24 protein-coding genes are annotated in these 25,582 nt (G+C 52.2%); 15 read left to right on the forward strand and 9 right to left on the reverse strand.

Going from position 1 to position 25,582, the window contains the following annotated elements:
* The first annotated feature begins 19 nt into the window (after window positions 1–19).
* Entirely contained in the window at window positions 20–2,470 is a 2,451-nt protein-coding gene (gene leuS / locus ACZ5N7_RS02125; RefSeq protein ID WP_464656976.1) for a leucine--tRNA ligase, read from the forward strand.
* 60 nt (window positions 2,471–2,530) lie between these two features.
* Here the strand turns inward: leuS and comER are convergent, their stop codons facing one another.
* Window positions 2,531–3,373, reverse strand: a complete 843-nt coding sequence (gene comER, locus ACZ5N7_RS02130; RefSeq protein WP_464656977.1) for a late competence protein ComER — start codon at window positions 3,371–3,373, stop codon at window positions 2,531–2,533.
* A gap of 161 nt (window positions 3,374–3,534) precedes the next feature.
* Here comER and ACZ5N7_RS02135 point away from each other — a divergent pair, with 161 nt between their 5' ends.
* The 5 genes from ACZ5N7_RS02135 to ACZ5N7_RS02155 all read left to right on the forward strand — a co-directional run bounded on the left by ACZ5N7_RS02135 (window position 3,535) and on the right by ACZ5N7_RS02155 (window position 9,623).
* Window positions 3,535–4,227 (forward strand): ComEA family DNA-binding protein, encoded by a 693-nt coding sequence (locus ACZ5N7_RS02135; RefSeq protein WP_464656979.1) that lies wholly within the window; start codon window positions 3,535–3,537, stop codon window positions 4,225–4,227.
* Between the two features lie 136 nt (window positions 4,228–4,363).
* Window positions 4,364–5,656 (forward strand): homocysteine synthase, encoded by a 1,293-nt coding sequence (locus ACZ5N7_RS02140; RefSeq protein ID WP_464656980.1) that lies wholly within the window; start codon window positions 4,364–4,366, stop codon window positions 5,654–5,656.
* Window positions 5,657–5,697: 41 nt separating this feature from the next.
* Entirely contained in the window at window positions 5,698–6,210 is a 513-nt protein-coding gene (locus ACZ5N7_RS02145; protein ID WP_464656982.1) for a deoxycytidylate deaminase, read from the forward strand.
* A 62-nt stretch (window positions 6,211–6,272) separates the two neighbouring features.
* The gene (locus ACZ5N7_RS02150) at window positions 6,273–8,768 is read left to right on the forward strand and encodes a DNA internalization-related competence protein ComEC/Rec2 (RefSeq protein ID WP_464656983.1); all 2,496 of its coding nucleotides are present in this window, start codon (window positions 6,273–6,275) and stop codon (window positions 8,766–8,768) included.
* 96 nt (window positions 8,769–8,864) lie between these two features.
* Entirely contained in the window at window positions 8,865–9,623 is a 759-nt protein-coding gene (locus ACZ5N7_RS02155; protein WP_464656985.1) for a YheC/YheD family protein, read from the forward strand.
* Window positions 9,624–9,625: 2 nt separating this feature from the next.
* On the opposite strand, the gene ACZ5N7_RS02160 is transcribed toward ACZ5N7_RS02155, so the two are convergent.
* From ACZ5N7_RS02160 to ACZ5N7_RS02170, 3 genes are all read right to left on the reverse strand, one after another.
* Entirely contained in the window at window positions 9,626–9,928 is a 303-nt protein-coding gene (locus tag ACZ5N7_RS02160; protein ID WP_464656987.1) for a hypothetical protein, read from the reverse strand.
* A 157-nt stretch (window positions 9,929–10,085) separates the two neighbouring features.
* Complete coding sequence (locus ACZ5N7_RS02165) at window positions 10,086–10,238, reverse strand: hypothetical protein (protein ID WP_464656989.1); 153 nt, start codon at window positions 10,236–10,238, stop codon at window positions 10,086–10,088.
* A gap of 104 nt (window positions 10,239–10,342) precedes the next feature.
* Window positions 10,343–11,320, reverse strand: a complete 978-nt coding sequence (locus ACZ5N7_RS02170; protein WP_464656991.1) for an aldo/keto reductase — start codon at window positions 11,318–11,320, stop codon at window positions 10,343–10,345.
* A 266-nt stretch (window positions 11,321–11,586) separates the two neighbouring features.
* On the opposite strand from ACZ5N7_RS02170, the gene ACZ5N7_RS02175 reads away from it, so the two are divergent.
* Window positions 11,587–12,396: an MsnO8 family LLM class oxidoreductase gene (locus tag ACZ5N7_RS02175; protein ID WP_464656993.1), complete on the forward strand. Its 810-nt coding sequence runs from the start codon at window positions 11,587–11,589 to the stop codon at window positions 12,394–12,396.
* A gap of 148 nt (window positions 12,397–12,544) precedes the next feature.
* Window positions 12,545–12,988 carry a DUF441 domain-containing protein gene (locus ACZ5N7_RS02180; RefSeq protein ID WP_464659111.1) on the forward strand — a complete coding sequence of 148 codons (444 nt, stop codon included), beginning with the start codon at window positions 12,545–12,547 and terminating at the stop codon, window positions 12,986–12,988.
* A gap of 62 nt (window positions 12,989–13,050) precedes the next feature.
* On the opposite strand, the gene ACZ5N7_RS02185 is transcribed toward ACZ5N7_RS02180, so the two are convergent.
* Window positions 13,051–13,695 (reverse strand): Bax inhibitor-1/YccA family protein, encoded by a 645-nt coding sequence (locus ACZ5N7_RS02185; protein WP_464656995.1) that lies wholly within the window; start codon window positions 13,693–13,695, stop codon window positions 13,051–13,053.
* A gap of 368 nt (window positions 13,696–14,063) precedes the next feature.
* Here ACZ5N7_RS02185 and ACZ5N7_RS02190 point away from each other — a divergent pair, with 368 nt between their 5' ends.
* Together ACZ5N7_RS02190 and ACZ5N7_RS02195 are read left to right on the forward strand one after the other, a co-directional pair.
* Window positions 14,064–14,609, forward strand: coding sequence for an RNA polymerase sigma factor (locus tag ACZ5N7_RS02190; RefSeq protein ID WP_464656997.1), 546 nt, complete (start codon window positions 14,064–14,066; stop codon window positions 14,607–14,609).
* Window positions 14,606–15,814: an anti-sigma factor gene (locus ACZ5N7_RS02195; protein WP_464656999.1), complete on the forward strand. Its 1,209-nt coding sequence runs from the start codon at window positions 14,606–14,608 to the stop codon at window positions 15,812–15,814. Before ACZ5N7_RS02190 ends, ACZ5N7_RS02195 begins: the two co-directional genes overlap by 4 nt.
* Before the next feature lie 232 nt (window positions 15,815–16,046).
* Here the strand turns inward: ACZ5N7_RS02195 and ACZ5N7_RS02200 are convergent, their stop codons facing one another.
* Window positions 16,047–17,072: a TauD/TfdA family dioxygenase gene (locus tag ACZ5N7_RS02200; protein ID WP_464657001.1), complete on the reverse strand. Its 1,026-nt coding sequence runs from the start codon at window positions 17,070–17,072 to the stop codon at window positions 16,047–16,049.
* 45 nt (window positions 17,073–17,117) lie between these two features.
* Window positions 17,118–17,873: a YheC/YheD family protein gene (locus ACZ5N7_RS02205; RefSeq protein ID WP_464657003.1), complete on the reverse strand. Its 756-nt coding sequence runs from the start codon at window positions 17,871–17,873 to the stop codon at window positions 17,118–17,120.
* Between the two features lie 357 nt (window positions 17,874–18,230).
* On the opposite strand from ACZ5N7_RS02205, the gene holA reads away from it, so the two are divergent.
* Complete coding sequence (holA, locus tag ACZ5N7_RS02210; protein ID WP_464657005.1) at window positions 18,231–19,250, forward strand: DNA polymerase III subunit delta; 1,020 nt, start codon at window positions 18,231–18,233, stop codon at window positions 19,248–19,250.
* 7 nt (window positions 19,251–19,257) lie between these two features.
* Here holA and ACZ5N7_RS02215 read toward each other — a convergent pair whose 3' ends face one another.
* Both ACZ5N7_RS02215 and rpsT read right to left on the reverse strand, forming a co-directional pair.
* On the reverse strand, window positions 19,258–19,527 hold the full coding sequence (locus ACZ5N7_RS02215) for a hypothetical protein (protein ID WP_464657007.1): 270 nt from the start codon (window positions 19,525–19,527) through the stop codon (window positions 19,258–19,260).
* A gap of 249 nt (window positions 19,528–19,776) precedes the next feature.
* The gene (gene rpsT, locus ACZ5N7_RS02220) at window positions 19,777–20,043 is read right to left on the reverse strand and encodes a 30S ribosomal protein S20 (protein WP_464657009.1); all 267 of its coding nucleotides are present in this window, start codon (window positions 20,041–20,043) and stop codon (window positions 19,777–19,779) included.
* Between the two features lie 217 nt (window positions 20,044–20,260).
* On the opposite strand from rpsT, the gene gpr reads away from it, so the two are divergent.
* The 4 genes from gpr (at window position 20,261) to lepA (ending at window position 25,571) form a co-directional block, all read left to right on the forward strand.
* Window positions 20,261–21,259 (forward strand): GPR endopeptidase, encoded by a 999-nt coding sequence (gpr, locus tag ACZ5N7_RS02225; protein ID WP_464657011.1) that lies wholly within the window; start codon window positions 20,261–20,263, stop codon window positions 21,257–21,259.
* A 486-nt stretch (window positions 21,260–21,745) separates the two neighbouring features.
* Window positions 21,746–22,969, forward strand: a complete 1,224-nt coding sequence (gene spoIIP / locus ACZ5N7_RS02230; RefSeq protein ID WP_464657013.1) for a stage II sporulation protein P — start codon at window positions 21,746–21,748, stop codon at window positions 22,967–22,969.
* A gap of 172 nt (window positions 22,970–23,141) precedes the next feature.
* Complete coding sequence (locus ACZ5N7_RS02235) at window positions 23,142–23,570, forward strand: DUF3679 domain-containing protein (RefSeq protein ID WP_464657015.1); 429 nt, start codon at window positions 23,142–23,144, stop codon at window positions 23,568–23,570.
* A 183-nt stretch (window positions 23,571–23,753) separates the two neighbouring features.
* Window positions 23,754–25,571 (forward strand): translation elongation factor 4, encoded by a 1,818-nt coding sequence (lepA, locus tag ACZ5N7_RS02240; RefSeq protein WP_464657017.1) that lies wholly within the window; start codon window positions 23,754–23,756, stop codon window positions 25,569–25,571.
* The last annotated feature ends 11 nt before the right edge of the window (window positions 25,572–25,582 follow it).

Raw genomic sequence — 25,582 nt, forward strand, 5'->3', positions numbered from 1 at the left:
CCGCAAGGAGGCTTTTTACATGTCACACGAACAACAAGCGAAAGAAACTCAGGGGTATAACCCGCAAGCATTGGAGCCGAAATGGCAGAAGCATTGGGAAGAGAACAAGACGTTCAAGGTGCTGGATAACGACAGCCTTCCGAAGTTTTACGCTTTGGATATGTTCCCTTATCCATCCGGGGCAGGGCTGCATGTAGGCCATCCGGAAGGGTATACGGCAACGGACATCGTCTCCCGTTACAAAAGGATGAAAGGCTGCAACGTTCTTCATCCGATGGGTTGGGACGCGTTCGGCCTGCCCGCCGAGCAGCATGCGCTGGACACCGGGGAGCATCCGCGGGAAATTACCGTGAAGAACATCAACAACTTCCGCCGGCAGATCAAATCTCTGGGCTTCTCCTACGATTGGGACCGTGAAATCAGCACGACCGATCCCGAATATTACAAATGGACGCAGTGGATTTTTCTGCAGCTGTATAAGCGCGGCCTGGCTTATGTCGACGAAGTGGCGGTCAACTGGTGCCCTGCGCTGGGTACGGTTCTGGCGAATGAAGAGGTCATCGACGGAAAAAGCGAGCGCGGCGGTCATCCCGTCATCCGCAGGCCGATGCGCCAATGGATTCTGAAGATTACGGATTATGCCGAAAGGCTGCTGGAGGATCTGGAAGAGGTGGACTGGTCCGAAAGCATCAAGGATATGCAGCGCAACTGGATCGGCAAGTCGACCGGCGCCGAAGTGAAGTTTGCCTTGGATGGCCACGACGCCCATCTCGCGGTGTTCACTACCCGTCCGGATACGCTGTTCGGAGCGACTTATTGCGTATTGGCCCCGGAGCATGAACTGGTGGCGCAAATAACAACCGCCGGGCAGGAAGCCACAGTCCGGGACTACCAGGAGAAAGCGGCTCGCAAGAGCGACCTGGAGCGCACCGATTTGGCCAAGGACAAAACCGGCGTATTCACCGGAGCATATGCGGTAAACCCTGTGAACGGAAGCCGGATCCCGGTCTGGATCGCGGATTATGTGCTTGCCGGCTACGGCACGGGGGCGATTATGGCGGTTCCGGGACACGACCAGCGGGACTGGGAGTTCGCCAGGCAGTTCGACCTTCCGATTGTGGAAGTTGTACAGGGCGGCAATGTGCAGGAAGAAGCTTATGCAGGCGACGGGGAGCATGTAAACTCCGGACCTGTGAACGGGTTGAATAATGAAGCGGCGATCGCCAGGATGATCGAGTGGCTTGAAGAAACCGGCAAAGGGCACGGTAAAGTCACGTACCGCCTTAGAGATTGGCTGTTCAGCCGCCAGAGATATTGGGGCGAGCCGATTCCGATCCTGCATCTGGAAGACGGCACGATGAAGCCGGTGCCTGAAGATCAGCTGCCGCTTCTGCTGCCGGACGTAGACCACATCAAGCCTTCCGGAACGGGCGAGTCCCCGCTGGCCAATGTGACGGACTGGGTCAACACGGTGGATCCGGAAACCGGCATGAAAGCGCGGCGCGAGACAAACACGATGCCGCAGTGGGCGGGAAGCTGCTGGTACTACCTGCGATTCATCGACCCCCGCAACGAGGAGGAGCTCGTGTCCAGGGAGCTGCAGGAGAAATGGCTGCCTGTCGACCTTTACATCGGCGGCGCCGAGCACGCGGTGCTGCATCTGCTGTACGCGCGTTTCTGGCATAAAGTGCTCTACGATATGGGCATCGTCAAGACGAAGGAGCCGTTCCACAAGCTGGTGAACCAAGGCATGATTCTCGGCGAGAACATGGAGAAAATGAGCAAATCCCGCGGCAACGTCGTGAATCCCGATGAAATCGTAAACGAATACGGAGCGGACACGCTGCGGATGTACGAAATGTTCATGGGGCCGCTGGAGGCGACGAAGCCATGGAATACGAACGGCGTCGAGGGCTCGTACCGTTTCTTGAACCGGATATGGCGGCTGTTCGTCAATGAGGAAGGCTGGCTGAACGAGAAAATCAGTGCCGATGCAAAAGGCGACGATGCTTTCAAGAGGACCTGGCACCGCAGCGTGAAGAAAATTACCGAGGATTTCGAAGCGCAGCGCTTCAATACGGCGATCTCGCAGCTGATGATTTTCGTCAACGACGCCTATAAGCAAAATGAACTGCCGAAGGCGGCAATGGAAAATTTCGTGCAGATGCTGTCCCCGATCGCTCCGCATATTGCTGAGGAGCTTTGGCAGAAGCTCGGCCATAACGAGTCGATCACCTACGAGCCTTGGCCAAACTACGACGAAGCATGGACAGTGGATAATGAAGTGGAAATCGTCGTGCAGGTAAACGGCAAAATCGCAGACCGCGCCATGGTGTCCAAAGAGATGAATGAAGCGGATATGCAGGCGCTGGCCCTGGAGCTGGATAAGGTGCGCGAAGCTATGGGCGGCAAAACGGTGCGCAAAGTGATCGCGGTCAAAGGCAAGCTGGTCAACATTGTAGTCGGATAAACTGACATCAGGAAAGGGCTTAATGTAATAATTAGGCCCTTTTCTGTTGCCGGGCAGGCTTTACTTTGCGGGGTTAGTTTCATGGCCGTACAGCTTAATCCGCACTTTTTCCAGTTCTTCATCATATTTAGCGTGTGTGGCGCGTACGAGCTGGTTAAAAACCCCGTCAAGCTCATGCTCCATCATACGGAGACCTTCCGCTGTAATGCCGCCGGGCACGGCGACACGCCTCATCAGCGCGGCGGGGGTAAAGCCTCCGGTTGTAAGCAGTTTGCCTGTTCCGAGGATCATCTCACTGGCAAGCTGGGTCGCTTCTTCATAGCTTATGCCGGTTTCTTCCACGGCTGCGCTGATGAATTTTTGCAGGAAGAAAGCGAGAAAAGCGGGACCGCAGCTTGACAGGTCGGAACTGATCCTGGTGTTCTGCTCCGCAATTCGGATCGGCGCGCTGATATACCCGAGCAGGTTCTCTACCCGGTCGATATCCTTGGCAGACATCCGGCTGCCGTGGATGCATAAGGTCGCTCCGCTTAATACGAAATTGGTGATGCTTGGGATCATTTTGACAATTTTACAGGGAAGCTGGTCCTCCAGCTGTTCGATCAAGACGGGGCTCGTAATGGAGATGACGATTTGGGACGGCTGCACAACGCTGCGGATTTCGTCCAGCACATTTTTATATTCGACCGGCTTTACGCAAAGGAAAATGATGCCACTCTGGGGCACAATCTCTATATTCGAGGGGGCTGTCCGTAAGCCCGGATAGGCCGCAGCCAGACGCTCCACTTTGCTTGCAGTCCTGTTGCTTGCAATAATGTCCTCGGGGTTCAAAGCCCCGGACTGGATGAAGGCTTCGATCAATATACTGCCCATGCTGCCCGTGCCGATAAATCCGACCTTCATTATGATCCCTCCTTTATACTTTTGCTTGCGGGAAAATCCCGAACTATGTTCTTTCAACTATATGACTGCAGGGGACACTCCATTCCTAACCCTTGCTGAAAAAAGGAGCAAACACAGCACCAGCTTTAACAAACTGAACATATGAGGAGGAGAATAATAATTTGACTTTAAAATGGAAACTGATTCTGCCGGCAGTTGTGCCTGCGGTTGTTTTGGCCGGTTGTGTGGGCTTCAGCGTCTGGGGACATGAGAAACCCGAAAAAGGATGGAAATCCGTCAACCAGGAAATGAAACAGCTGCTGGAGAATTCGAATGGACCGGCAGGGGCCAAGGAGGAAACGCAAGCCGGGACAAATTCGAAAGCCGCCGCAGCAGACGGTCGAGATGCCACTGGCAAGCAGCCGCCCGTGCAACGCGCCCGACAACCGCAGACCGAACAACGCGCAGAAGCAGGGTATCCGCAAGCCGGGCAAGGTGAAGATCGCCAATCTGCCAGCCTGGAAGTCATTGGGGATCCTGTTACCGCAGAAGGAAGCGCAAACCCCCAAGAAACAGAACTCCCGCAGCATTCACAGAAAAATGTGCGTAATCCGCCTTACCTTGGAGATAAGCAAGCTTATCATCCCTTGAGCAAGAACAAAGAGGCGCCAAGGCGCAAGCTGAACCTGAACACGGCGACCGTGGAACAGCTGCAGGAGCTGCCCGGCATCGGCGAAAGCAAAGCGAAAGCGATTGTGGAATACAGGCTTAAAGCCGGCCCGCTCCACAACGTGGAAGACCTGAAAGAAGTGAAAGGCATCGGCGACAAAATGCTGGAAAAGCTGCTCCCTTTTATAACCGTAGCACAGCCTTAAGAAATGAACCATAAACACCTGTCCGGTACCTTTAAATTTTCGGAAAAATGTGCGACAATGGAAATTGTCTGGGTATTCGATACATAAAATTTTTACTTTTGTCAATCTAATATACCGGTTATGGGAGGATTGCAGAATGGGAGAAGATCGCAAATTGTCGTTTGAAACCTTGGCGGTGCACGCCGGACAGGAAATTGATCCGACGACGTTGTCGAGGGCAGTGCCTTTGTACCAGACCACATCTTACGGGTTCCGGGACACGGACCATGCGGCCAATCTGTTTGCTTTAAAAGAGTTCGGCAACATCTACACCCGTTTGATGAATCCCACGACGGACGTGTTCGAGAAAAGGGTCGCCGCTTTGGAAGGCGCTCCGGCAGCGCTCGCTGCCGCCTCGGGCCAGGCTGCCATTACTTATTCCATCCTGAACATAGCCGGTGCCGGAGACGAAATTGTGTCCGCATCCAGCTTGTACGGCGGTACGTATAATTTGTTCTCCACGACGCTGCCCAAGCTTGGGATTACGGTGAGATTCGCGGATTCCAGCAATCCCGAAAATTTCCGCTCAGCCATCAATGAGAAGACGAAAGCGGTATACGCGGAGACGATCGGCAACCCTCGGGGGGATGTTCTCGACATTGCCGCCGTTGCCGCCATCGCGCATGAGAACGGCATCCCGCTCATCGTGGACAACACCTTCCCAAGCCCCTATTTGTGCCGCCCGATTGAGCACGGAGCGGATATTGTGGTCCATTCCGCAACCAAATTTATCGGCGGGCATGGGACCTCCATTGGCGGTGTGATCGTAGACGGAGGCGTTTTTGACTGGAAGGCGTCGGGTAAATTCCCCGGCCTCGTCGAGCCAGATCCGAGCTATCATGGCGTCGTGTATACGGAGGCTGTCGGGCCCATCGCTTATATTATAAAAACCCGCGTGCAGCTGTTAAGGGATATGGGGGCGTCCATTTCGCCTTTTAACTCGTTTCTGCTGCTTCAAGGCCTGGAGACGCTGCATTTAAGAATGGAACGGCACTGCTCCAATGCTCTTGCAACGGCCCGTTTTCTGGAAGGGCACGAAGCCGTGGAATGGGTCAATTATGCCGGGCTGGAAAGCCATCCGAGTTTTGAGCTGGGACAGAAATACATGCCCAAGGGGCAGGGAGCGATCCTGACGTTCGGCATCAAAGGCGGATTGGAAGCGGGACGCAAAGTGATCGACTCCGTGAAGCTGTTCTCGCATTTGGCGAATGTCGGCGATTCCAAATCGCTGATTATCCATCCGGCCAGCACGACGCACCAGCAGCTTTCGGAAGACGAGCAGACCGCAGCCGGTGTATCGCCGGGCATGATCCGTTTATCGATCGGCACGGAAGCTATTGACGATATTATTTTTGATTTGAAGCAAGCGATAGAAGCAAGCCAGCAATGAAATGACTCGACAAAACCTTCCTTACACAAAGGAGACTCGTCATGACACAGCGCAAAGACTGGGACACCTACTTCATGGATATCGCCTATATGGCTTCCACTCGCTCCCAATGCGGCCGAAGGCACGTAGGCGCGGTGCTGGTGCAGGGCAAAAAGCTTCTGGGTTCGGCCTACAACGGAGCTCCAATGGGAGTTCCCGACTGCTTGGAAGCCGGCTGCATGATTGCGGAGGAATTCGAGATCGTACACAGAGGCGGCCATGAGGAGATTGTGAAGAAGCAGAGATGCATCCGTACCATTCATGCCGAGCAGAATCTGCTTCTTTTTACCGACCGAGAGGACCGCGAAGGCTCTGTCGTCTATGTCACCGATCAGCCCTGCTGGACATGCGCCAATATGCTCGCAAACAGCGGGATCCGGGAAATTGTCTACCACCGGCCTTATCTGAAAGACAACGATAAAGTAATGGCCTTGATGGAGCAGAAGGGCATGAAGTTCCGAAGTCTTGTGGGCTACAGCCCGCCTGCTGGCACGGATGTTGTGAATACTATATAATTCCATTAGATGCGGATAAAGAAGGAAGAACCTCTTTTCGTGAAGAAAGGGGGTTCTTTGCATTGCGTAATCTTTCCATCGTAAGCGCTGCGGTTCTTTGGTTGTGCGGTTATGCAGCTGCAGCATATGTTCCCTGGATTTGGGCATGGAGTTTTTTCGCATTCTCGGCTTTGATGGCTGTTATCGGTCACCGTATGAACCGCAGGCTGCTGTTCCTGTCGCTCAGCTTGATGATCATTGCCAGTTCGCTGCTGTACTACCGTTGGTATGACGGCCGCAACTTTTCCCGGCTTACCGCCGTTTTCGGAGCAGCGAACAGTATCAATGAAAGCCCGGTTCAGTTAAAAGGCACAATTGACTCGCCGGTCGGTGTAGACGGCGATAAAGCGTCGTTCGTGATGAAGGTAACATCTGCCGGCGTGGGCGGGACATCGATGCACTCTCTAAACGAAAAAGTACAGGTTTCGGTGCGCCTGCTTATCCAGGATGAGGTTTCCCTAGCTGCGCAGTGGGGAAGAGGTGATCAAGCCGTGGTGGGCGGTACTCTGAAGCTTCCTTCCGAAGCGCGGAATTTTGGCGGTTTTGACTATAGGGGCTACTTGAGGCTGAAGGGCATTCATTGGACGTTATCCGTCAATGGCGCTCAGGAGGTGAAAGCTTCCCAGTCTTCAGACAGCTTCTCCTCTAACCGGCTGCTTAGATGGAATGACGATTTCAGGACCCTTTTGGCGGCGAAAACGGAGCAGGTATTCCCCAAGGAGCAGGGGGGCTTTATGAAGAGCATGCTTCTGGGCATGCAGGATGAAGTGGAGCCCGCGCTGTTTGACCGGTTTTCCCGGTTAGGTCTAACCCATATTCTTGCGGTCTCCGGGCTCAATGTTGCGGTGTTTGTCGGCTCTCTCATGTGGGTGGCACGTCGGCTGGGGGCGACCAAAGAAACCAATATGATGATTGCCATCTGCTCGATACCGTTTTATATTGCGTTGACAGGGGGCTCTCCATCGATCGTCAGGGCTGGCATCATGGCTATGCTCGGGCTTTATTTGGCCAGGCGCGGGTTGATGAAGGATGTGCTCCGTATCGCTGCCGCAGTAGCTTTGCTGATGCTGGTCTGGAATCCTTACTATTGGCTGGACATCTCGTTCCAGCTCTCCTACTTGGTCACCGTCGGCATTATTATCGGCGTCCCCAGGATGAGCAGGCTGCTGCCCGTAGCCAACCGCACGTTGAACGGGGCTTTATCCGTTACGATTGTGGCGCAGCTGCTTTCTTTTCCGATTACGATTTATTATTTTAACTCTTTCTCTCTGCTTTCACTGCCCGCCAATCTGCTGTTTGTGCCCGTTTTCAGCGCGGCTGTTCTGCCTGCCGGAACCGCGGCTCTGCTCACAGGTTTTGTTTCCGTCACCGTTGGCCAATGGCTGGGATGGGCCGTCGCTCAGGTGAATTCCGGCATATTCTACGCCGTGGAGCGGCTGAGCGGCTGGACTGAGTTTACCTCCATTTGGCCTGCACCCACTGTTTTGTGGATCGCGCTGTATTATGTTTTTATATACTTAATCTACGCCGGTTGTGACCGGGAGTCGCGATTTTTCAGTGCCTGGCTGCTGCCGGTTTCTGTGTCGTGCACATTTCTGCTGCTGTTTTACGGCTATACTCCGGACCGGTGGAATACGGATGGAACGGTTGAATTTATTGACGTCGGGCAAGGGGACTGCATACTCATTCGGACGCCGGAAGGCAGGCATATTCTTGTTGACGGCGGCGGCACACAGGTATTCCGCAAGCCCGGCGAGGAGTGGAAGCAAAGGAAGGATCCGTATGAAGCAGGCCGCAAGCTCGTGGTACCTTTGCTGAAAAAGCGCGGCATACACAGGTTGGACACTGTCATTCTCACTCATGAGGACAACGACCATGCGGGAGGGCTGCAGGCTGTACTCCAAACGTTTCCTGTGACCAGGTTCGTCTTTAACGGCACGCTGAAATCTTCTCCCCCCGTTGAAAAACTGTTTACTGCGGCTGTGAACAAGCGGATTCCGCTTCTGCCTGCAGGCAAAGGAATACGGCTTGCTGAAGGCGCGGAGACGGTGCTTGATTTTTATTATCCGTTAGAAGGGAAAGGCGGCATTAAGCCGCTGAATCAACAAAATAATGTTTCGCTCGTGTTTCTGTTGGGAATGAAAGGAAGCAAATTTCTGTTCACTGGTGATATGGAAAAACCTGCGGAGATGGAGCTCTTGAGGGGGTTAGGGGAAAAAGCCGGGGTTACCGCCGATGTGGCTTCTCCTGTACCCGCTGCTGCTAAACACCGTATAGATGTTTTGAAAGTAGCCCACCACGGCTCCAAAACTTCAACTACTGAAGAGTGGCTCCGATATTGGAATCCGGCTGCGGCCGTGATATCCGTCGGGGAAAAAAACTCCTATGGGCACCCAAGTCAGGGAGTGGTGGATCGGCTTCAGAAGCATGGCGCGGCTCTATTTCGGACGGACCGGCAGGGCGGGGTGCAGATGAGGGTGACCGGAAGCGGGATAGAAACAAGAACGAAGCTGGAATGATTTCGGAGGTTATCACAGGGATCCCGGTTTGCTTAGGCAAATGCGGTGACAAGCTCCCGCAGCATTACGTATGTTTAAAGAAACGGGAGGTGTTTCATGGCCAGGTACAGCAGTACTAGATTGAAAAGCAAATGGGTTAAAACCAAATGGCTCATAAAGCACAGGAATTTAAGCAAATATGTGCCCCGAACTATGCTGTTCAACAGAAAGAACTTGAAATCGATGCTTTCCTCTTATTCCACAATCTATTTTAAGCCTTCGGATGGTACTTGCGGTGTTGATATCATCCGTATCAAGAGACAAGCGCGAGGATACCAAACCCAATTGAATTCAACAAAATCTCACTTGTCAACCGTGGTTGGATTATACCAGAAGCTGCATCGTTTTTCCAAAGGAAGATCCTTTCTGCTCCAGCAGGGAATCCAACTGGCCAGAACGGACGGAAAACCGTTCGACACTCGAGTCATGGTACAGAAGACGAATAAGGGAAGATGGGTAAGCACGGCTATTATCACCAAAATCGGAAAGCCAAAGAAGGTCACTACAAACTATCATCAAGGCGGTAAACTTGGCTATTTTCATACAACAATGTCAAAATCAGGATTTAAAGACGCCTTGATCAAACGTAGGGAAAGAACACTGAAGCGGCTGGGAGTCACCATTGGGCAAAATTTTGACCGTCATAAAAAGGGATTCAGGGAGCTGGGTGTGGACGTGGCTTTGGATAGGAATGGAAGAACATGGATTCTGGAAGTGAATACGAGACCGCAAATTTATCCGATAAAGTGGATGAAGGATAAAAGAGTGTACAAACGAATTCTTTCCATTGCCAAGCAATACGGGAGATACAAATAGGGTTAGACCAGTTTAAACCTGCGCAGCTGCTCCCACAATTGTTCTTTGATGAGGATTTCCTTTTGTTTTGGACCGATCAGGTCAAAATGGGGGAATGGACGGCGGTTGTGGATGTACTTGGGGTCCAGGCCATTTGAGACACACCACTGGGAAAGCCTTCCCAGGTCCGAGCAGCCGACTTTTGTCACAGTGTTGATGCCGGGAAACCTTTTGTCCAGCCAATAGTGTGTCAAAAACGCGATTTCCCCCTTTGTCACTGTGTCCTTCCACTGCGTCAGTTCTTCTCTGTCGATCCCGAATGCCATTTGGTTTTCTTCCATCCCTATCGTCTATAGTCATATTAAGTCATTATAGCAAAGTTGCATGAGAAATTGTAAACAATGAATATATTATGAAATAAAAATAAATCCACTTTTTATCAGGTGGATTTATTTTCCTGCGAGGCAGTTGATAGAATTCGGTTTAACGGTCTGTGTCTTCAGATTCGCATGTCTGCTCAGCTGCCGAAAGAAATTCCTCTTCATTCCGGGAAGCAAGCCGGTCTCCGAATTGATCCAACCGAGACGGGTTGCTGGCGGAACCGTCATTATCAGGTTTGTTGTCTCGTCCTGTCATTATTGTCACCTCCTGTGGTTAGAATTGCCTGGAAACGGAACGGTATGCGTGCGTAAGAAGAACCCAAGGGAACGTTGTCCCTTGGGTTCTTAGATTTCAATCGATTACCAAGCATAGGCCTCAGGAGCGGGTTTTCCAGGTCCGGGAAAAATCTCGTCCAGCTGCTTCAGCGTATCTTCGCTAAGCGTGACTTCCGGTACGCGGAGCGAATCCTGCAGCTGCTCGATCGTTCTCGGTCCGATGATCGGCGCAGTGACGGCCGGATGGGAGAGTACCCATGCCAAGGCGACGACGTCTTCTTTCTCGCCGATTTCCTTGCACACTCCAGCGAATCTCTCCAATTGGCTGCGGTGCTTCTCGATCCGCTCGGCGGAACGTGCACTCCGGGCGCCCGAACCGGCCAAGGCGTTGCGGCCGAGCAGCCCTCCCGCCAGCGGACTCCACGGAATGACGCCAAGGCCGAGTTTTTCCGCGGCAGGCAGCACTTCCAGTTCAGGCAGCCTTGCCGTCAAATTATACAGATGCTGCTCGGATACAAGGCCAAGGAAATGACGGGCTTTGGCTTCCGCTTGGGCAACAGCAATATGCCAGCCCGCAAAGTTGCTGGAGCCGATATAGCCGACTTTGCCCTGATTCACCATGGACTCGAACGCGCCCCACAGCTCGTCCCAGCTCACGTTACGGTCTACGTGATGCATTTGATACAGCTCGATATGGTCTGTTTGCAGCCGTTTGAGCGAAGCTTCGAGATGCCTCCTGATTTTATAAGCGGACAATCCTCTTTCGGCATTCGGACCGTCACTCGCGTCATTCATATCTCCATACACTTTCGTAGCCAGGACAACCTTCTCCCTGCGGCCTCCGCCCTGCTGGAACCAACGTCCGATAATTTCTTCCGTGCGTCCGTTTTGCTCTTTTCCGCCATAGACGTTTGCCGTATCAAAAAAATTGATCCCCGCATCCAGTGCGGCATCCATAATTCTAAACGCTTCCTTTTCCTCGGTCTCCGGTCCGAAATTCATCGTTCCCAAACATAACCGGCTTACCTTAAGCCCGGATTTTCCCAAATAAGTAGACTTCATGTTCCATCCTCCCGATTTCCTATTGGATTTGGTCTGCACCTGTTCTCTATGAGGATTCGCTTTGTGATGAACATATTAAATTGTATAGCAGTTTCTGGAATAAAAAAAGTAGTGAAATCCTTTTCATTATATCACCGGAAGGCAACCTGCTATAGTGGAAGTAAGCAGCTTGTGAGGACAAAAGCGAAGAAGTATGGTATTAATAGAAATGGATTGCGGCGACGTCATTTGGGGGATAATTCCATAGAGAGAAGAGTTGATCAAGCGTGAAGCTAAGCGTGTTGGATCTTGTTCCGGTGCTCGAGGGAGCGGGCTCTTCCGCCGCTTTGCAGCAAGCGGTCCGGCTGGCGCAAGTGGCTGAAAGATTGGGCTATACCCGCTATTGGGTGGCGGAACATCACGATATGCCGGGACTGGCCTGCACTTCACCGGAGGTGCTGCTTGCCCACATCGGCGCGCACACGGAGCGGATCCGCCTCGGGTCGGGTGCGGTGCTGCTGCCGCATTACAAGCCGGTCAAGGTTGCGGAATCGTTTCATCTGCTGGCCTCCCTGTATCCCGGGCGGATCGATTTGGGGATGGGCCGCGCCCCTGGCGGGTCGGCCCATATTAGTATGGCACTCAGCGGCAATTTTCTGGAAAATGTGAAAAACCTGCCGGATTCGCTTCAGGCTCTGTTGAAGTTATTGGCCAATAGCTACGAGCTGGAGGGCCAGCCTGTCTTGGCGCGGCCGATTCCTCCGATCCCTCCGGAAGTGTGGATGCTTGGGACCAATCTCAAAAGCGCCGCTTACGCGTCGCAGTTCGGGACGGGCTATGTGTTCGGGCATTTTATGAGCGACAAGAATGGAGAGGAGGTACTGGACTCCTACAGAAGCGGGTTCGCGCCCTCGCCTCTTACCGCCGAGCCGCGTATGATGATTGCTGTAAGCATTGTGTGCGCAGAAACAGAGGAAGAGGCGGTCCGGCTGGCTTCCTCCGGAAATCCGTTTTTCAAGCCGGAAGAGCGGGAAGAAGATAATAGCCCCTTTTCCGGCAAAAAGACCATTATTGGCGATCCGCAGCAGGTGAAGTAAAGACTGGAGGAATTCAGCAGTGCTTTTGGCGTCGAAGAGTTTCTTGCGGTCACCCTGCTTGGCGATTACGAGAGCCGGGTGCGGTCTTACGAGCTGCTGGCACAGGCGATTATTTAATAAGGTTAAGGAGAAATCCCCTATGACGAACATCGATACGGCTTCATTAATCCTGCTTCTGTTCGCGGCGCTTGGCGTATTGAGCCACAACGCGTCCATTACCATAGCCGTGGTCTTTCTGCTGCTGCTAAGATCCGCCAATCTGCATCAATTTTTTCCTTGGCTGGAAAAGCACGGTCTTACGCTGGGGATCATCATCCTGACCGTCGGCATTATGGCTCCGCTCGCCAGCGGCAAAATCAGTGTGCACGAGTTAGGCCAATCCTTTCTTCAGTGGAAATCGCTGCTTGCCGTTCTGATCGGCATTTTGGTCGCTTATCTGGGCGGCCGCGGAGCTTCACTCATGTCGAGTCAGCCTACGGTGACTACGGGCTTGCTCATCGGGACGATACTGGGAGTGGCTCTATTCCGCGGGGTTCCCGTCGGTCCGCTGATTGCCGCAGGTCTTCTGTCGTTGTTGATAGGAAGAATGTGAAAAAGCCCCTCCTTGCCGATGGCGCGCGAAGGAGGGGCCTTTTGGCTCGTTTATCCGGTTTTTTAATCCCTTTTCAGGTTCAACCCGAACAGCCTCAAAATAAACAAGAACAGATTCACGAAATTTAAATACAAAGACAATACGATAAAAGGAATTTCTTCTTCCGAAACGCCATGCCGGGTGACACGAGATATGTCAAATAACGTATAGCCTATAAAAATCAAAATCCCGAGCAATGTGTAAACCCACTGGGCTCCCGTGGAGAACGGTACAAACAGATTGACGATTCCCATACCGAGTAACGCCAGCATCCCAATAAAAAGGAAACCGCCCAGATAGCTGAAATCCGCTTTGGAGAAGGTCGCGTACAGAGCCGCTCCGCCATAGGCGATCACGGTGACGATAAACGCCTGCAGCACCAAGGAAGCGCCCATAGCAGACACATAATGCGAGATGGCCGGGTATAAGGTTATGCCGGAGATCACCGTGAATGCATACAAAAAACCGTAACCTACCCTCCTGCTGCGGCGGATGAAGGCGGCGGCGATGATCATCACCAGTTCGACGACCACGAGCGGTAAAAATAACGCCGGGGGTACATATTGACCGGCATACAGTCCTGCGGCAGCGAACATCAAGCTAAAAAACAGGGCTGGAAAGATGCGTCCCATCGTAATTCTCGAACCGGAATAACTGTGCGGGTACATGGTTTTTTACCTCCTTTTCGCTTTTGTTTCTATTATACTCCTTTTTTATTTAAATTTTACGTCTTTCAATAAAGAAATAGTACAGGTCCATGACTGCTCAGTGCTTCCTTTCAGATTGTCCGTCCTGGGTGCCGGTTTTTTTGATATAGTAGAGCAGTAACGGTTGACAAATTTTGCAAGGGGGATGGATGATGTCAAAGGTTAGAAACGGCCGCCAGCCTTGAATGCCGCAGGTTTATCGCACGTATGTACCGTCGCTCTTATTTTTGGTATTCTATTAACACTATTAAATTTTAAAAAGATTACATAAAACAGCAACATTTTTCGCCTGAAGGCCGTCTATGAGTGTGCAAGAGAGGGGGATCCCAGTGGTAGCGCAAGAACTGATCAGAGCTGCTCAAAAGGGCGATCGCGACGCTCTAATTACCCTTTTGCGGGAAATTGAAACGGACGTCTATAGAACGGCATACTATTTTCTTGGCCACGAGCAAGATGCGATGGATGCCGCCCAGGAGGCTTTAATAAAAGTATATACAAAGATCAACTCTTACGAGGAAAAAGCTCTCTTTAAGACCTGGGTGCAGCGCATTGTGACCAATCTGTGCATAGATAAATTCCGCAAGAATAAGCCGGCGGTTTCTTTGGATCAGCATGATATATTTGCCGCGCCGAGGGATGTCGAGGATGAGATCATGTCCTCTTTTTTGGCTAAAGATATAAAAGAAGCGATACAAGGCCTGCCTGACCATCACCGAGCTGTGGTTGTTCTCCGTTATCTTCAGGATTTTTCATATACGGAGATTGCTGAATCGCTGAATCTGCCCATTAACACCGTGAAGTCTTATTTGTTCAGAGGGAGGCAGCAGTTACAGTTGAAGCTGCAAGATCATCAGAAAGGTGGGGTGAGGGGATGACTTGTGAAGAGGTGATAGAGCTGATGAACAGAAATCTGGATCAGGATATTCAGGATTCAGAGCATCTGGCCATGATCCGGCATATGCAGCAGTGCCCCGAATGCACGGAGCTGTATGAACGGCTTCAGCGACTGTCCCGGGATATGGAGGAACTTCCGAAAGTAGTGCCGCCATTCAGTATAGTAGACTCGATTATGCCTCAATTAGAGGCTTTGGATAGCATTTCCGGCCAAAATGCGTACAGCGCGACCGCATCGCTGCCGTGGCACCAAAGATGGATGGGATCCATTTCCTGGAAAATAGCGGGCGCAGTCGTGGCCGCCGGAATCGTATTCGGTATCTTTATTATCGGACGGGCGGGGCCGGACGGTTTTAGTGCCCAAGAAGCTTCGAAACTGACGGGTTCCGCCAACAGCGCAGCGAGCGGGTCGGCCGACTCCCATAGTAAGGACAAACCGGATGACGGGGTCCGGATAAACTCTGAATCCAATCAAGCAGCAGGTGCCGGAGCACCGGCAGCGCAGAGCAATGAGCAGGAAAATGCGGTTGCCGCCGAGTCAGGCATCGGTTCGGCACCGAACGACCCTCCTGCAGCGGATAAGTCCGCAGCTGCCGAGGGCGGCAGGACGCCGGCTGCGGATAGCGGCAAACGGGACGCCAAGGGCACTGCGAAACCGGCCGACCAAGGAGCTGCCGGGAGAACAGGGGCGTCGAGGCCGCTGACGCAATCGGCGGGAGATTCGGGCGATGCCGCGGCGGGACCGGCACAAGGGCTGCAGGAGCCGGCAACCGCCCAAGGCAGGCCTTCCGCGGGCTCCAAGGAAATCGCGCCTAAGACTCTCAATAATTTGGACGAACCGCAGTCATTGAAGGCAGCACCGCCGGAGCCTAACAGCGTGAAGGATCTGGCCTCGCCGGCCTACCGTTCGCAGCTCCAGGCCAATTCGCAGTCCGAACCGGCAAAGCCGGTACTGATCTCTCCATACGGCTTTTATGTAGGTGCGGTGGAGAACCAGAAGGTATTGATCAAAAACAAGGATGGTTTCGTACTGTACTCTTCCAAATTTCAATGGTCGGCCGGCGAAAAAGTATCTTTATCCCTGTGGACGGACGATTTTAAGCTGTACTATATTATAACTTCGGATTCCGCGACCCGGATTTTCATGATCGACATGCAAAAGCATACCGAAGCGAGAATTTCCTGATTTTTTTCAAACGCCAAGCACACTTCGCAGCCGTCCGCCGTATAGTAAAGTAAAGGGAACGCTGGTCGCCGCCCCGCGGTGATGCCGTAAGACCACTGGGCAAGAAGGTTTCTAGAGCCTTTCTCCCGGTGTTAATATAGATGGATGTCTCGCTGAGAGGCAAACTTCGATCAAATTGCAGCAAAGGGGCCTTATCTTAAAGATAAGGTCCCTTTGCTTTGCCGAATAGAGTTTATTTGGAATATTCCACGCTGAGAGGCGAACAGACATGCTTGTGCTTTCCGCGGCTGAAGCTCGACCGCCTGAAATCAACGATTGCAAACATCCGCTGCAGCCAGCGGTCGCTCCCGTCAAACTGGGGCTTGAACAAGGTTCTGGCATGCGCTGCCATCCTGTTGTCCATGATCAGCATATCGCCGGGCAGTATATGGAAAGCCGCTACATTCTTGAGCAGCGCCTGTTTCAAGGTGTTCAAAGCCCATAGGGCGTCGACTGTCTCCGCTTCCATCGAGGTAAAATGGATGCACATATCCGGTTCCAGTAAACTGCCATACAGAACGGGCATTTGGACCGAATAATCCCCTTCCTTGTTGATCTGAAAAGATGAAGAAGGGCGGAGGCGGTACAATGGCTGCCTTAACAAGGAAATGCAGGTGCCCGGGAGATGGTGCAAAGCGGTACGGATAGAAGTCGTCAGCGTCTTGGCCGCTTTCTCATGGTCCGGCCGCAGTCCCGTCAACGCAAGATAATCCGGAGGGTACGGGTGAAACCCGTCTTCTGTGTGGAAGTTCAAAAAATTGGAGCTTGTATTTTCCTGACGGCTTTCATGGCCTTTCACCGGACAGATGTTCTGGATGAGCAGTCCTTCCTTCTCATCTTCATAAGAGATAGGGTCGCCCAAATACAGCATCAACAGAAGCAGACAATATTCACTGAAAAAAGAATGCTTTTCAGCGCAAAACCTGCCGTCCAAGGGGGTGGGAGGCAATTGCGGATCAGTGGGCAAGTTTCGGATTAACAAGGTGCCATAGGGATTGGGGGTCCGGCGGAAACTGATCAACGCCTTCACAAGCCGCTCGGTCAGCTGCTGCCCGGCTAACTGAATCAACGTTAGCGTATCATCGTCAATGGATCGCACATCCAACAGTGGGAGCCGGGAAATAATCCGGCCAATCCCGTCTCTCTCCTCGTCGGTCAACACGATGACCCATTCCTGGAGCGGCCTGATATTCTCGGCGTCAATGATGGAAATGTTCATAACGGTCTTCTGCACCTCCGTTGGATTTTTTTCTTTGCTTCTTGCTCACCGGTATTTGGAACGGATATACCGAAACCTTTTCAGAATGCGATGGTACATGGTTTTGTTCTTTAGGTGTTTAAACGTCAAGAAGGCCGGACTTGTATTGGCTTCGATAATCCAGATGCGCCCGTCCGTATCCACTGCAATATCAATGCCCAATTGGCGGATTCCCGGAAAATTTCGATCCAGCACCTTCGCTGTGATGGTGGAAGTGTTATCAATGGAACGAATGATGGTTTTCACCGTATCAGGTTGATCTTTATAAATGGAACCCAGCACGGTCTTCAGGGTTTTCGGCTTTCCTCCTTGATGGTAATTGGTGACAAACCTCCGTGCGGCCCCAACCCGGACAACTTTACCAGAAATCAGCCAGTCGGAATTCGGTTTCTGCATGTATACTCGGATATCGATAAGCCGATCTTTATATTTGGCTAAATGGAGGCCTTGTTGGATCAGATAGTTGCCTTTGGGACGGAGTATTTTTTGCAAAGTCTGCCTCACGGATTGTTTGTGGACGATTCTGTGCCGCAAGTCCCATGAAAGTTCCACTTTTCGTTTGTGAAGCTTTCTCAACCTGACGATCCCGTAGCCTTGTTTTCCTTTGTCAGGCTTGATAAACAACAGGCGATAACGCTTCATCATCTTTGCCAGAACTGCCGTGTTGAATGGGTGGGTTTCGGGCAAGTGGCGCCGGAGAACCCGATGCTTCTGCATAGCTTTTTCTTTTATTAATTTCCCTCGTACTAATCGTGCCCGCATGTTATACCGTCACCTCAATTCAGGTTTATTCGTAGCTAATATATGCCGCCCCGGAAAGGGTCGTCAGATACATAAGCCTCCTTTGCCTGACGCTAACTTAAAATCCGCTAATCTTTTCCAAGCCTGCTTCATTGACGGCAGCTTGTTCTTTGACGAATTCTCTTCATCCTTGGTAAGATAGAAGTTGGCAGCATGGTAATTGGCAAGATTGAAATCGGTCAGATTGAAATCGGTAAATTGAAATCGGGAAGACAGGAATCGGTGAGTCGAAATTGACAGGATACAAATTGGCAAAGTAGATATATGGAATTTGTATAGTACAAGGGTTAGTTCACATAAAGGGGTTTGAAGCTGCGGATGGATTACAAGAGCGTATTGAAGGAGATTGGGAAGGGGAAGGTTGCCCCGGTTTATTTGTGCTACGGGCCCGAAAAATATACCATGCGGCAGTTTGTCGAATCGGTATGCGGGGCGCTGGTTGAGCCGGAGCAGAAGGATATGGCCGTGGTCCGATATGATTTGGCGGAGACCTCACTGGAAGGTGTCATCGAGGATGCGGAGACGCTGCCTTTTCTGGTATCGCGCAAAATCGTAATCGCGAGCGGGGCAGCGTTTTTCACGGGATCCAAGGATACCAGCAAGGTCGAGCACCGGATCGACAAACTGGCTGAGTATCTTAAAGCCCCTGTCGACTATTCCGTCATCATTTTCACGGTGGATGCGGAGAAGCTGGACGAGCGCAAAAAAATCGTGAAATCGCTGAAGGAAGCTGATGCCACCGTTCCTTTTCTGTCACTGACTCCGAACCAGCTCACCCATTGGGTCAAAGTGCAAGCCGATCAGGCACACGTCGAGATGACGGATGAAGCTGTCGAACAAATCATTCTGTATACTGGGGGCAGTCTGCAGATTTTGGCCGGCGAGCTTGATAAATGCTTTCTATATGTGGGAGAAAACGGCCGTCTTACGCCCGGGCTGATCGATGATCTGGTCGTTCGCAGCACGGAGCAGAATGTGTTTATTCTCATCGAGGATATCGTGCAGATGAACCTAACCCGGGCGTTCGGTATATTCCACGACCTGCTGAAGCAGAAGGAAGAACCGATCAAAATCGTCAGCCTCATAGCTCGGCAGTTCCGCATCATTCTGCAGGTGAAGGAGCTGCTGTCGCAGAGCTATTCGCACCAGCAGATCGCATCCCAACTGGGAGTGCATCCTTATGGGGTAAAGGTGGCCGCGGCGCAGGGCGGTAGGTATACAATGGACAAGCTTTATACGATTCTGAGCCAGATTGCGGATCTCGATTACGGAATGAAAACCGGACAGACCGATAAGGTGGCCGGCCTCGAGATGTTCCTTCTTCGACTGGCAGGTTGAATAATGCTCACTGTGTGAAGAAGCTTTGTGTGGGGCGCGCTTCAGCGTTCCTGCTTCGTCTGGCAGGTTGAGTAATACCCACCGTGTGAAGAAGCTTTGTCTGCGGTGCGCTTCTCAGGAGCGCTTTGCGGTGTTTCACCAGAGGTGGCCACACCCCGTCGAAACGAGTGTAAGAAGCTGCTGTAAACACAAAAATCCACCGCAGCCAGATTTCGCCTGCGCCGAGAAAAATAAAGGAACGGTATTCCGCTAAGTTCATCGGAAGCAGCTTTTTCATGCTGTTTACCTACAATGAGCATGATATAGCGGAACGCTACTCCTTTATACATGGCAAATTTCCGGGAAATATAGCTTTAGCGGAAAAAAGTACGTTATGCCTATGTAGCCCGTCACGTTTCAGCTCGGCAATCCGATGAAATATGGGCACAAAAAGAAGAAACTGCCGTCAATTTCTCGGCAGTTTCCAGTTACCTCCAACGAACATCAGTGTCCTCGTCAAGGACTCATCGATTCTATCCGTTAAGTATTAAGCGTTCAATGTGTTGAGCTGTTTAGCCAGACGGGATTTTTTGCGGGCAGCCGCATTTTTATGAATTAATCCTTTGGTTGCAGCTTTGTCCAGCTTCTTGCTTGCAGCGATGAGGGCCGCTTTGGCGGTTTCCACATCATTGCCTGCTGCAGCAGTCTCGAAAGATTTTACAGCTGTACGAAGAGCAGACTTTTGGGAAGCGTTGCGCAGACGACGCTTTTCGCTGACTTTCACTCTCTTGATCGCGGATTTAATGTTTGGCATGAAGTTCACCTCCTAAACATGGAACGTACACAGAAGACGTTGTTTGCATAAACGCAGGTAAAAAGGTCATTCCCGTTCAACGTTTCTTTTTTCACAACTTTATGTATTCTACCATGCGAATATGCAAAAATCAATAGCACACCCATTGTCCCTCTTTGAATAAGGAATTCCTTTCCTTCGCACAATAAGTAAATAAGTGGAGAAAGGGGTTTTTTCGATGGAACTGGATTTAAGCCGCTACTCCGTGAGGACCGACCTTGCGCTCGAAGCGCGGGAACTGGCGTCGCCTAATGGAGAAGAGATTCCCGGCGTACATACGGACGTTGACGAGCAAGAGGGCATTAAAGTCACCAAAATATCGATCAGGAGCGACGAAGGCGCGAGAAGAATAGGCAAAATGCCGGGCAGCTATCTTACTTTTGAGGTTCCCGGAATACGGACTAAGGACACCGGGCTGCAGAACAAAGTGGCTACAAGGTTCGCGCAGGAATTTGAAAAGTTTCTTATTCAGCTGAACATTCCTCCAGAAGCCAAGGCGCTGGTGATTGGTCTGGGCAACTGGAACGTAACTCCCGATGCGCTGGGGCCGATTGTTGTCGAGAATATTATGGTCACCCGCCATTATTTCGAGCTGATGCCGGAACGGGTGGCGCCCGGCTACCGCCCGGTCAGCGCAGTAGCCCCAGGCGTTCTCGGCATCACAGGAATCGAGAGCAGCGAAATCGTACAGGGGATTGTTGAGAAGTCCAGACCTGACTTTATTATTGCGGTGGATGCGCTGGCTTCGAAGGCGCTCGAAAGAGTGAATACGACCATCCAAATTGCCGATACAGGCATTCATCCCGGTTCGGGCATCGGCAATAAGCGCAAAGGGATAACGAAAGAAATTTTCGGCATCCCCGTGATAGCTATCGGCGTGCCGACGGTGGTATATGCATCCACGATCGTCAGCAACAGCTTTGAAATGATGCAAAACCACTTCCGGCAGGAAACCAGGCACACGGACCGTATCCTTGGCCTGCTCGATTCGATGCGGGAAGAAGAGCGGCTCGCGCTGGTCAAAGAAGTGTTGGACCCGTTGGGCCACGATCTGCTCGTGACGCCCAAGGAAATCGACCAGTTCATCGAAGACATCTCGAATATTATCGCCAGCGGTCTGAATGCCGCACTGCATGAAGCGGTCGACGTCGACAACGTCTCCGCATATACGCATTAAGCGGAGCTGTCCTTTGCGGCAGCTTTTTTGGTGGGCGGGAAAATTGCAGCATCCTAGCCCCAGCGTTACCCCAGAAGTTATGTCATGCAGCATCGAGTCAGTTCCAGGGATGTCCCCCAATTCCAGCGATATTTTTGCGTACCAGGGATCTTCTCGATTTATATAGATAGGAAGGCAATCAAACTGAGCAAATATCAGCATATTTTCCCGGTATTTCCAGTGCTCTAACATGCTCACTGTGTCGATGCCCTGTCTCCAACGGCCAACGGAGCATCCCAGTCCTGCGTTGAGTGGCGTATCCCCTGCTCACCCCGCCGTCAGTCCCTGCTTCTATCGATGGGAAAAGAAATCTATCAGAAAGTTTCAATATACTGTTCTAGCTAATGCCGAAAGTTCATAGATTGATTACTAGATGAGAGCCGGACCAACCCGCCGGGATCTCCATCCTGCCAGAATTCGCGCCCGCCGAAGGAGGAAATCGTAATCATGAAATGGACGGCAGTAACCATTAATGTCAGCCGCATCACACGCGTAGCCAATGCCTTGCGCTCCCTTAGCCGGACCTTTGTCGTGCTTTCGATAAGCACCTTTCTCTTTATTCTCGCACTCGGCCTCATAGGATACATCCAAGGCCATAGTTCCCGCAGCGCTCCCGTCTCTTCGATGAAAGGGCTCGCCGCTTCGGTATCGAACCAGTTTTTTTTCGACATGATGAGCATGGAAATGCCTCACCTGCAGTCGGACAAGAAGAGCTTCACTTTCTCCCAGCGCAATGTGTTCAATTTGGCTTTTCGGATGCTTACCGACACGAACCCGAAAGACCCTAGGACACTGGTGGCCCGCGAGCTCCCGGGAAGCGAGAAAACGACGGTGCTGCTTCAGCCCAAAAACTCCGGCAACGACACTCCGGAAGACTACTACATCCCAAAAAAGCAGTCCGTCACCGGCGGTTCACAGACTACCACTCCTGCAACGGCACCGGCCGAACCGCCAAAACCCGTACCCGCGCCAGACACGCAGACCCAGGCGCAGCCTCCCAAATCCGCGGGAAAGAACATCGCTTTTATTTATTCGACACATAACCGGGAATCTTTTCTGCCCGAGCTCAAAGGAATCAAAGACCCGGACAGCGCCTACTCCTCCGATGTAAATGTGACCGACGTAGGACTCCGGCTTGCCCAATCGCTGGAAAAAGAAGGGATAGGTACCGTCCAGTCCAAAACGAATTACGCCGCAATCGAAAATTTCAAATACCCGCTGTCTTACAGCTACTCCAAAAAAACGCTGCAGGAGGCTGTCGCTGCCCACCCGGATTTGAAGTTTTATTTTGATATCCACCGAGATTCGCAGGAAAGGAGCAAAACCACAGTCACTATAGACGGCAAAGATTATGCGCAGGTCTATTTCATTGTGGGGGGCAAGAATCCGAACTGGAAAAAGAACGAAGCGTTCGCCAGCCAGATTCATGAAGCTCTGGAAGCGAAGCATAGCGGAATTTCCAAAGGCATATACGCTAAAACGTCCCAAGGAAATGGGGAGTACAACCAGTCGTTCTCGCCCAACAGCATCCTTATTGAGATTGGTGGGCCGTACAATTCGTTGGAGGAATGCTACCGCACGGCAGATGTGCTGGCTTCCGCAGTGGCCAAGGTGATCATGAACGCCGAGAAAGTCGACGCCGGGCAGGGAACCGTGAAGTCGGCGAATTAGCCGGAGAAAGCGGATGCCGTGCGACGAGATGCGAAGCCGGCTGAGCTGCCGGAAAGTGAACAACTAGGCAGTCAGCCGAGCGAGTGCAGGCAGACAACAAGCCCGGCCAATGGTTGGAAAATAATGCGGCTTGCTCTACCCGAGCTTGGGCCGCCTGAAGGAGAGTAGGAAGATGCCGCGCTTTTACGTTCATGGGATCCTGTTGATTCTGCTCGTCAGTTTCTGTATTTTCTTTGGAGTGGATATTGCGACCAAGGGGATGGAAAATGTCCAGGGCCCATTCGCCGCTGTGGAGAGGGCCAAAGCCCGGTCGCAGTCTGTTTTTGCCGGCCCAAATGCGGACGCAGCCTCCAAAGGCTCCAGCCAGGCTGCCGCGGCCGTCAAGGCCGAAGCCGCAATAGCTGAAGCCGCGAAAGCCGAGGCTGCAAAAGCCGAAGCCGCGAAAGCCGAAGCGGCCAAAAAGCCCGAGCCGCAGCGCGCGGAGGATCCGGGCGAATCGGCGGTGAACCGCACGGGCAACAAGATCGGGGATCTGTTGCAGATTTTGTCCTACCACGTCATCCGTATCGTCGTATCGCTGTTCGACGCCCTAATCAATTGACCGCGCCTCCAGGCGCGTGTCGCGGCGCTGCACGGCGGTGCTCGGACACCATGCAGGAAAAAGGGAATATCCTTGCAGGAATTGAAGCCTTGCCATCCAACTGTTATAATTAAAATTATGCTATTTTGCACGAGCTGGCTGTATAACAGTGTGATTCAAGCTTTCAGGGGGTAATCCATAAGCATGGCGGATATTCGTGAACGTCAAAAGAAAATAAGAAACTTCTGCATCATCGCCCATATCGACCATGGGAAGTCCACTCTGGCGGACCGGATCCTGGAATTTACCGGCGCTTTGACGTCGCGCGAAATGCAGGACCAGGTGCTCGACCAGATGGATCTGGAGCGGGAACGCGGCATTACGATCAAGCTGCAGGCGGTGCGTTTGAACTATAAGGCCGATAACGGCGAGGAATATATTCTCAACCTGATCGATACCCCGGGGCACGTCGACTTCACCTATGAAGTATCGCGAAGCCTTGCGGCCTGCGAAGGCGCGCTGCTGGTTGTCGATGCGGCGCAGGGAATCGAAGCCCAGACGCTGGCGAATGTATATCTGGCACTCGACAACAACCTCGAGATTCTGCCGGTCATCAACAAGATCGACCTTCCGAGCGCGGATCCGGAAAGAGTCAAGCAGGAGATCGAGGAGGTCATCGGCCTCGACGCCAGTGAAGCGGTGCTCGCCTCCGCAAAGGCCGGCATCGGGATCAAGGAAATTCTCGAGCAGGTCTGCGCTAAAGTGCCCGCTCCGCAGGGAGATCCGGACCAACCTTTGAAAGCGCTGATTTTCGATTCGCATTACGACCCGTATAAGGGTGTTATCGTATACGTACGGGTAGTGGACGGATCGATCAAAGCGGGCTCCAAGATCAAGTTTATGGCGACCGGTGCTGTTTTTGAAGTGATTGAGGTCGGAGCGTTCAAGCCTAGAATGGGCATCGTCGATGCGCTTGAGGTCGGTGACGTCGGTTTTATCGTGGCCGGGGTGAAGAATGTGGGAGACACACGGGTCGGAGATACGGTGACGGACGCGAAGAATCCGGCTGCCGAAGCTTTGCCCGGTTACCGCAAAATCAATCCGATGGTCTTCTGCGGACTGTACCCGATTGAAACGTCGGATTACAACGATTTGCGGGAGGCGCTGGAGAAGTTGGAGCTGAACGACGCGTCTCTGACTTACGAGCCGGAGACCTCGACAGCGCTGGGATTCGGTTTCCGCTGCGGGTTCCTCGGACTGCTCCATATGGAGATTATCCAGGAACGGATCGAACGGGAATTCAACATTCCGTTGATCACGACTGCGCCGAGCGTTATTTTCAAGGTCAAGCTGACTAACGGCGAGGAGCTGCTTATCGACAACCCGTCGAACATGCCGGACGTACAGAAGATCGAGTACATTGAGGAGCCTTACGTGAAAGCTGCCATTATTGTGCCGAACGATTTTGTGGGCACGATTATGGAGCTCTGCCAAGGCAAGCGCGGCGAATTTATCAACATGGAATATCTGGATGCAAACCGCGTCACTTTGACTTACGACATTCCGCTTTCCGAGATCGTCTACGACTTTTTCGACCAGCTGAAATCGAGCACCAAAGGCTACGCTTCGTTCGATTACGAGCTGTCCGGCTACAAACGGTCCAATCTGGTCAAAATGGACATTTTGCTGAACGGCGAACAGGTCGACGCCTTGTCCTTCATCGTGCACAGGGACCGTGCTTACAACCGGGGCCGCTTGATTTGCGAGAAGCTGAAGGACCTGATTCCGCGCCAAATGTTCGAAGTGCCTGTCCAGGCCTCCATCGGGCAGAAAGTCGTGGCAAGGGAAACCGTAAAAGCGATGCGCAAGAACGTCCTGGCCAAATGCTACGGCGGCGACATATCCCGGAAGCGGAAGCTGCTGGATAAGCAAAAGGAAGGAAAGAAGCGGATGAAGCAGGTCGGCAGCGTGGAAGTGCCTCAGGAAGCTTTTATGGCTGTACTGAGAATTGACGATAAATAGTGAATGAAGGC

The organism is Paenibacillus sp. JCM 18996 (assembly GCF_055392555.1).

Bases quoted from the DNA above. Each gene is read 5' to 3' on its own strand.
- ACZ5N7_RS02200 (WP_464657001.1), bottom strand. From the start codon at position 17,072: ATGAACATTTCCATCATTGACGCCGAGAATATCAGGCCGCTCCAGGAA.
- gpr (WP_464657011.1), top strand. From the start codon at position 20,261: ATGGAACTGGATTTAAGCCGCTACTCCGTGAGGACCGACCTTGCGCTC.
- ACZ5N7_RS02160 (WP_464656987.1), bottom strand. From the start codon at position 9,928: ATGGCATTCGGGATCGACAGAGAAGAACTGACGCAGTGGAAGGACACA.
- ACZ5N7_RS02155 (WP_464656985.1), top strand. From the start codon at position 8,865: ATGGCCAGGTACAGCAGTACTAGATTGAAAAGCAAATGGGTTAAAACC.
- rpsT (WP_464657009.1), bottom strand. From the start codon at position 20,043: ATGCCAAACATTAAATCCGCGATCAAGAGAGTGAAAGTCAGCGAAAAG.
- ACZ5N7_RS02215 (WP_464657007.1), bottom strand. From the start codon at position 19,527: ATGAAAAAGCTGCTTCCGATGAACTTAGCGGAATACCGTTCCTTTATT.
- ACZ5N7_RS02185 (WP_464656995.1), bottom strand. From the start codon at position 13,695: ATGTACCCGCACAGTTATTCCGGTTCGAGAATTACGATGGGACGCATC.
- ACZ5N7_RS02165 (WP_464656989.1), bottom strand. From the start codon at position 10,238: ATGACAGGACGAGACAACAAACCTGATAATGACGGTTCCGCCAGCAAC.
- holA (WP_464657005.1), top strand. From the start codon at position 18,231: ATGGATTACAAGAGCGTATTGAAGGAGATTGGGAAGGGGAAGGTTGCC.
- ACZ5N7_RS02145 (WP_464656982.1), top strand. From the start codon at position 5,698: ATGACACAGCGCAAAGACTGGGACACCTACTTCATGGATATCGCCTAT.
- ACZ5N7_RS02170 (WP_464656991.1), bottom strand. From the start codon at position 11,320: ATGAAGTCTACTTATTTGGGAAAATCCGGGCTTAAGGTAAGCCGGTTA.
- lepA (WP_464657017.1), top strand. From the start codon at position 23,754: ATGGCGGATATTCGTGAACGTCAAAAGAAAATAAGAAACTTCTGCATC.
- spoIIP (WP_464657013.1), top strand. From the start codon at position 21,746: ATGAAATGGACGGCAGTAACCATTAATGTCAGCCGCATCACACGCGTA.
- comER (WP_464656977.1), bottom strand. From the start codon at position 3,373: ATGAAGGTCGGATTTATCGGCACGGGCAGCATGGGCAGTATATTGATC.
- leuS (WP_464656976.1), top strand. From the start codon at position 20: ATGTCACACGAACAACAAGCGAAAGAAACTCAGGGGTATAACCCGCAA.
- ACZ5N7_RS02195 (WP_464656999.1), top strand. From the start codon at position 14,606: ATGACTTGTGAAGAGGTGATAGAGCTGATGAACAGAAATCTGGATCAG.
- ACZ5N7_RS02140 (WP_464656980.1), top strand. From the start codon at position 4,364: ATGGGAGAAGATCGCAAATTGTCGTTTGAAACCTTGGCGGTGCACGCC.
- ACZ5N7_RS02235 (WP_464657015.1), top strand. From the start codon at position 23,142: ATGCCGCGCTTTTACGTTCATGGGATCCTGTTGATTCTGCTCGTCAGT.
- ACZ5N7_RS02205 (WP_464657003.1), bottom strand. From the start codon at position 17,873: ATGCGGGCACGATTAGTACGAGGGAAATTAATAAAAGAAAAAGCTATG.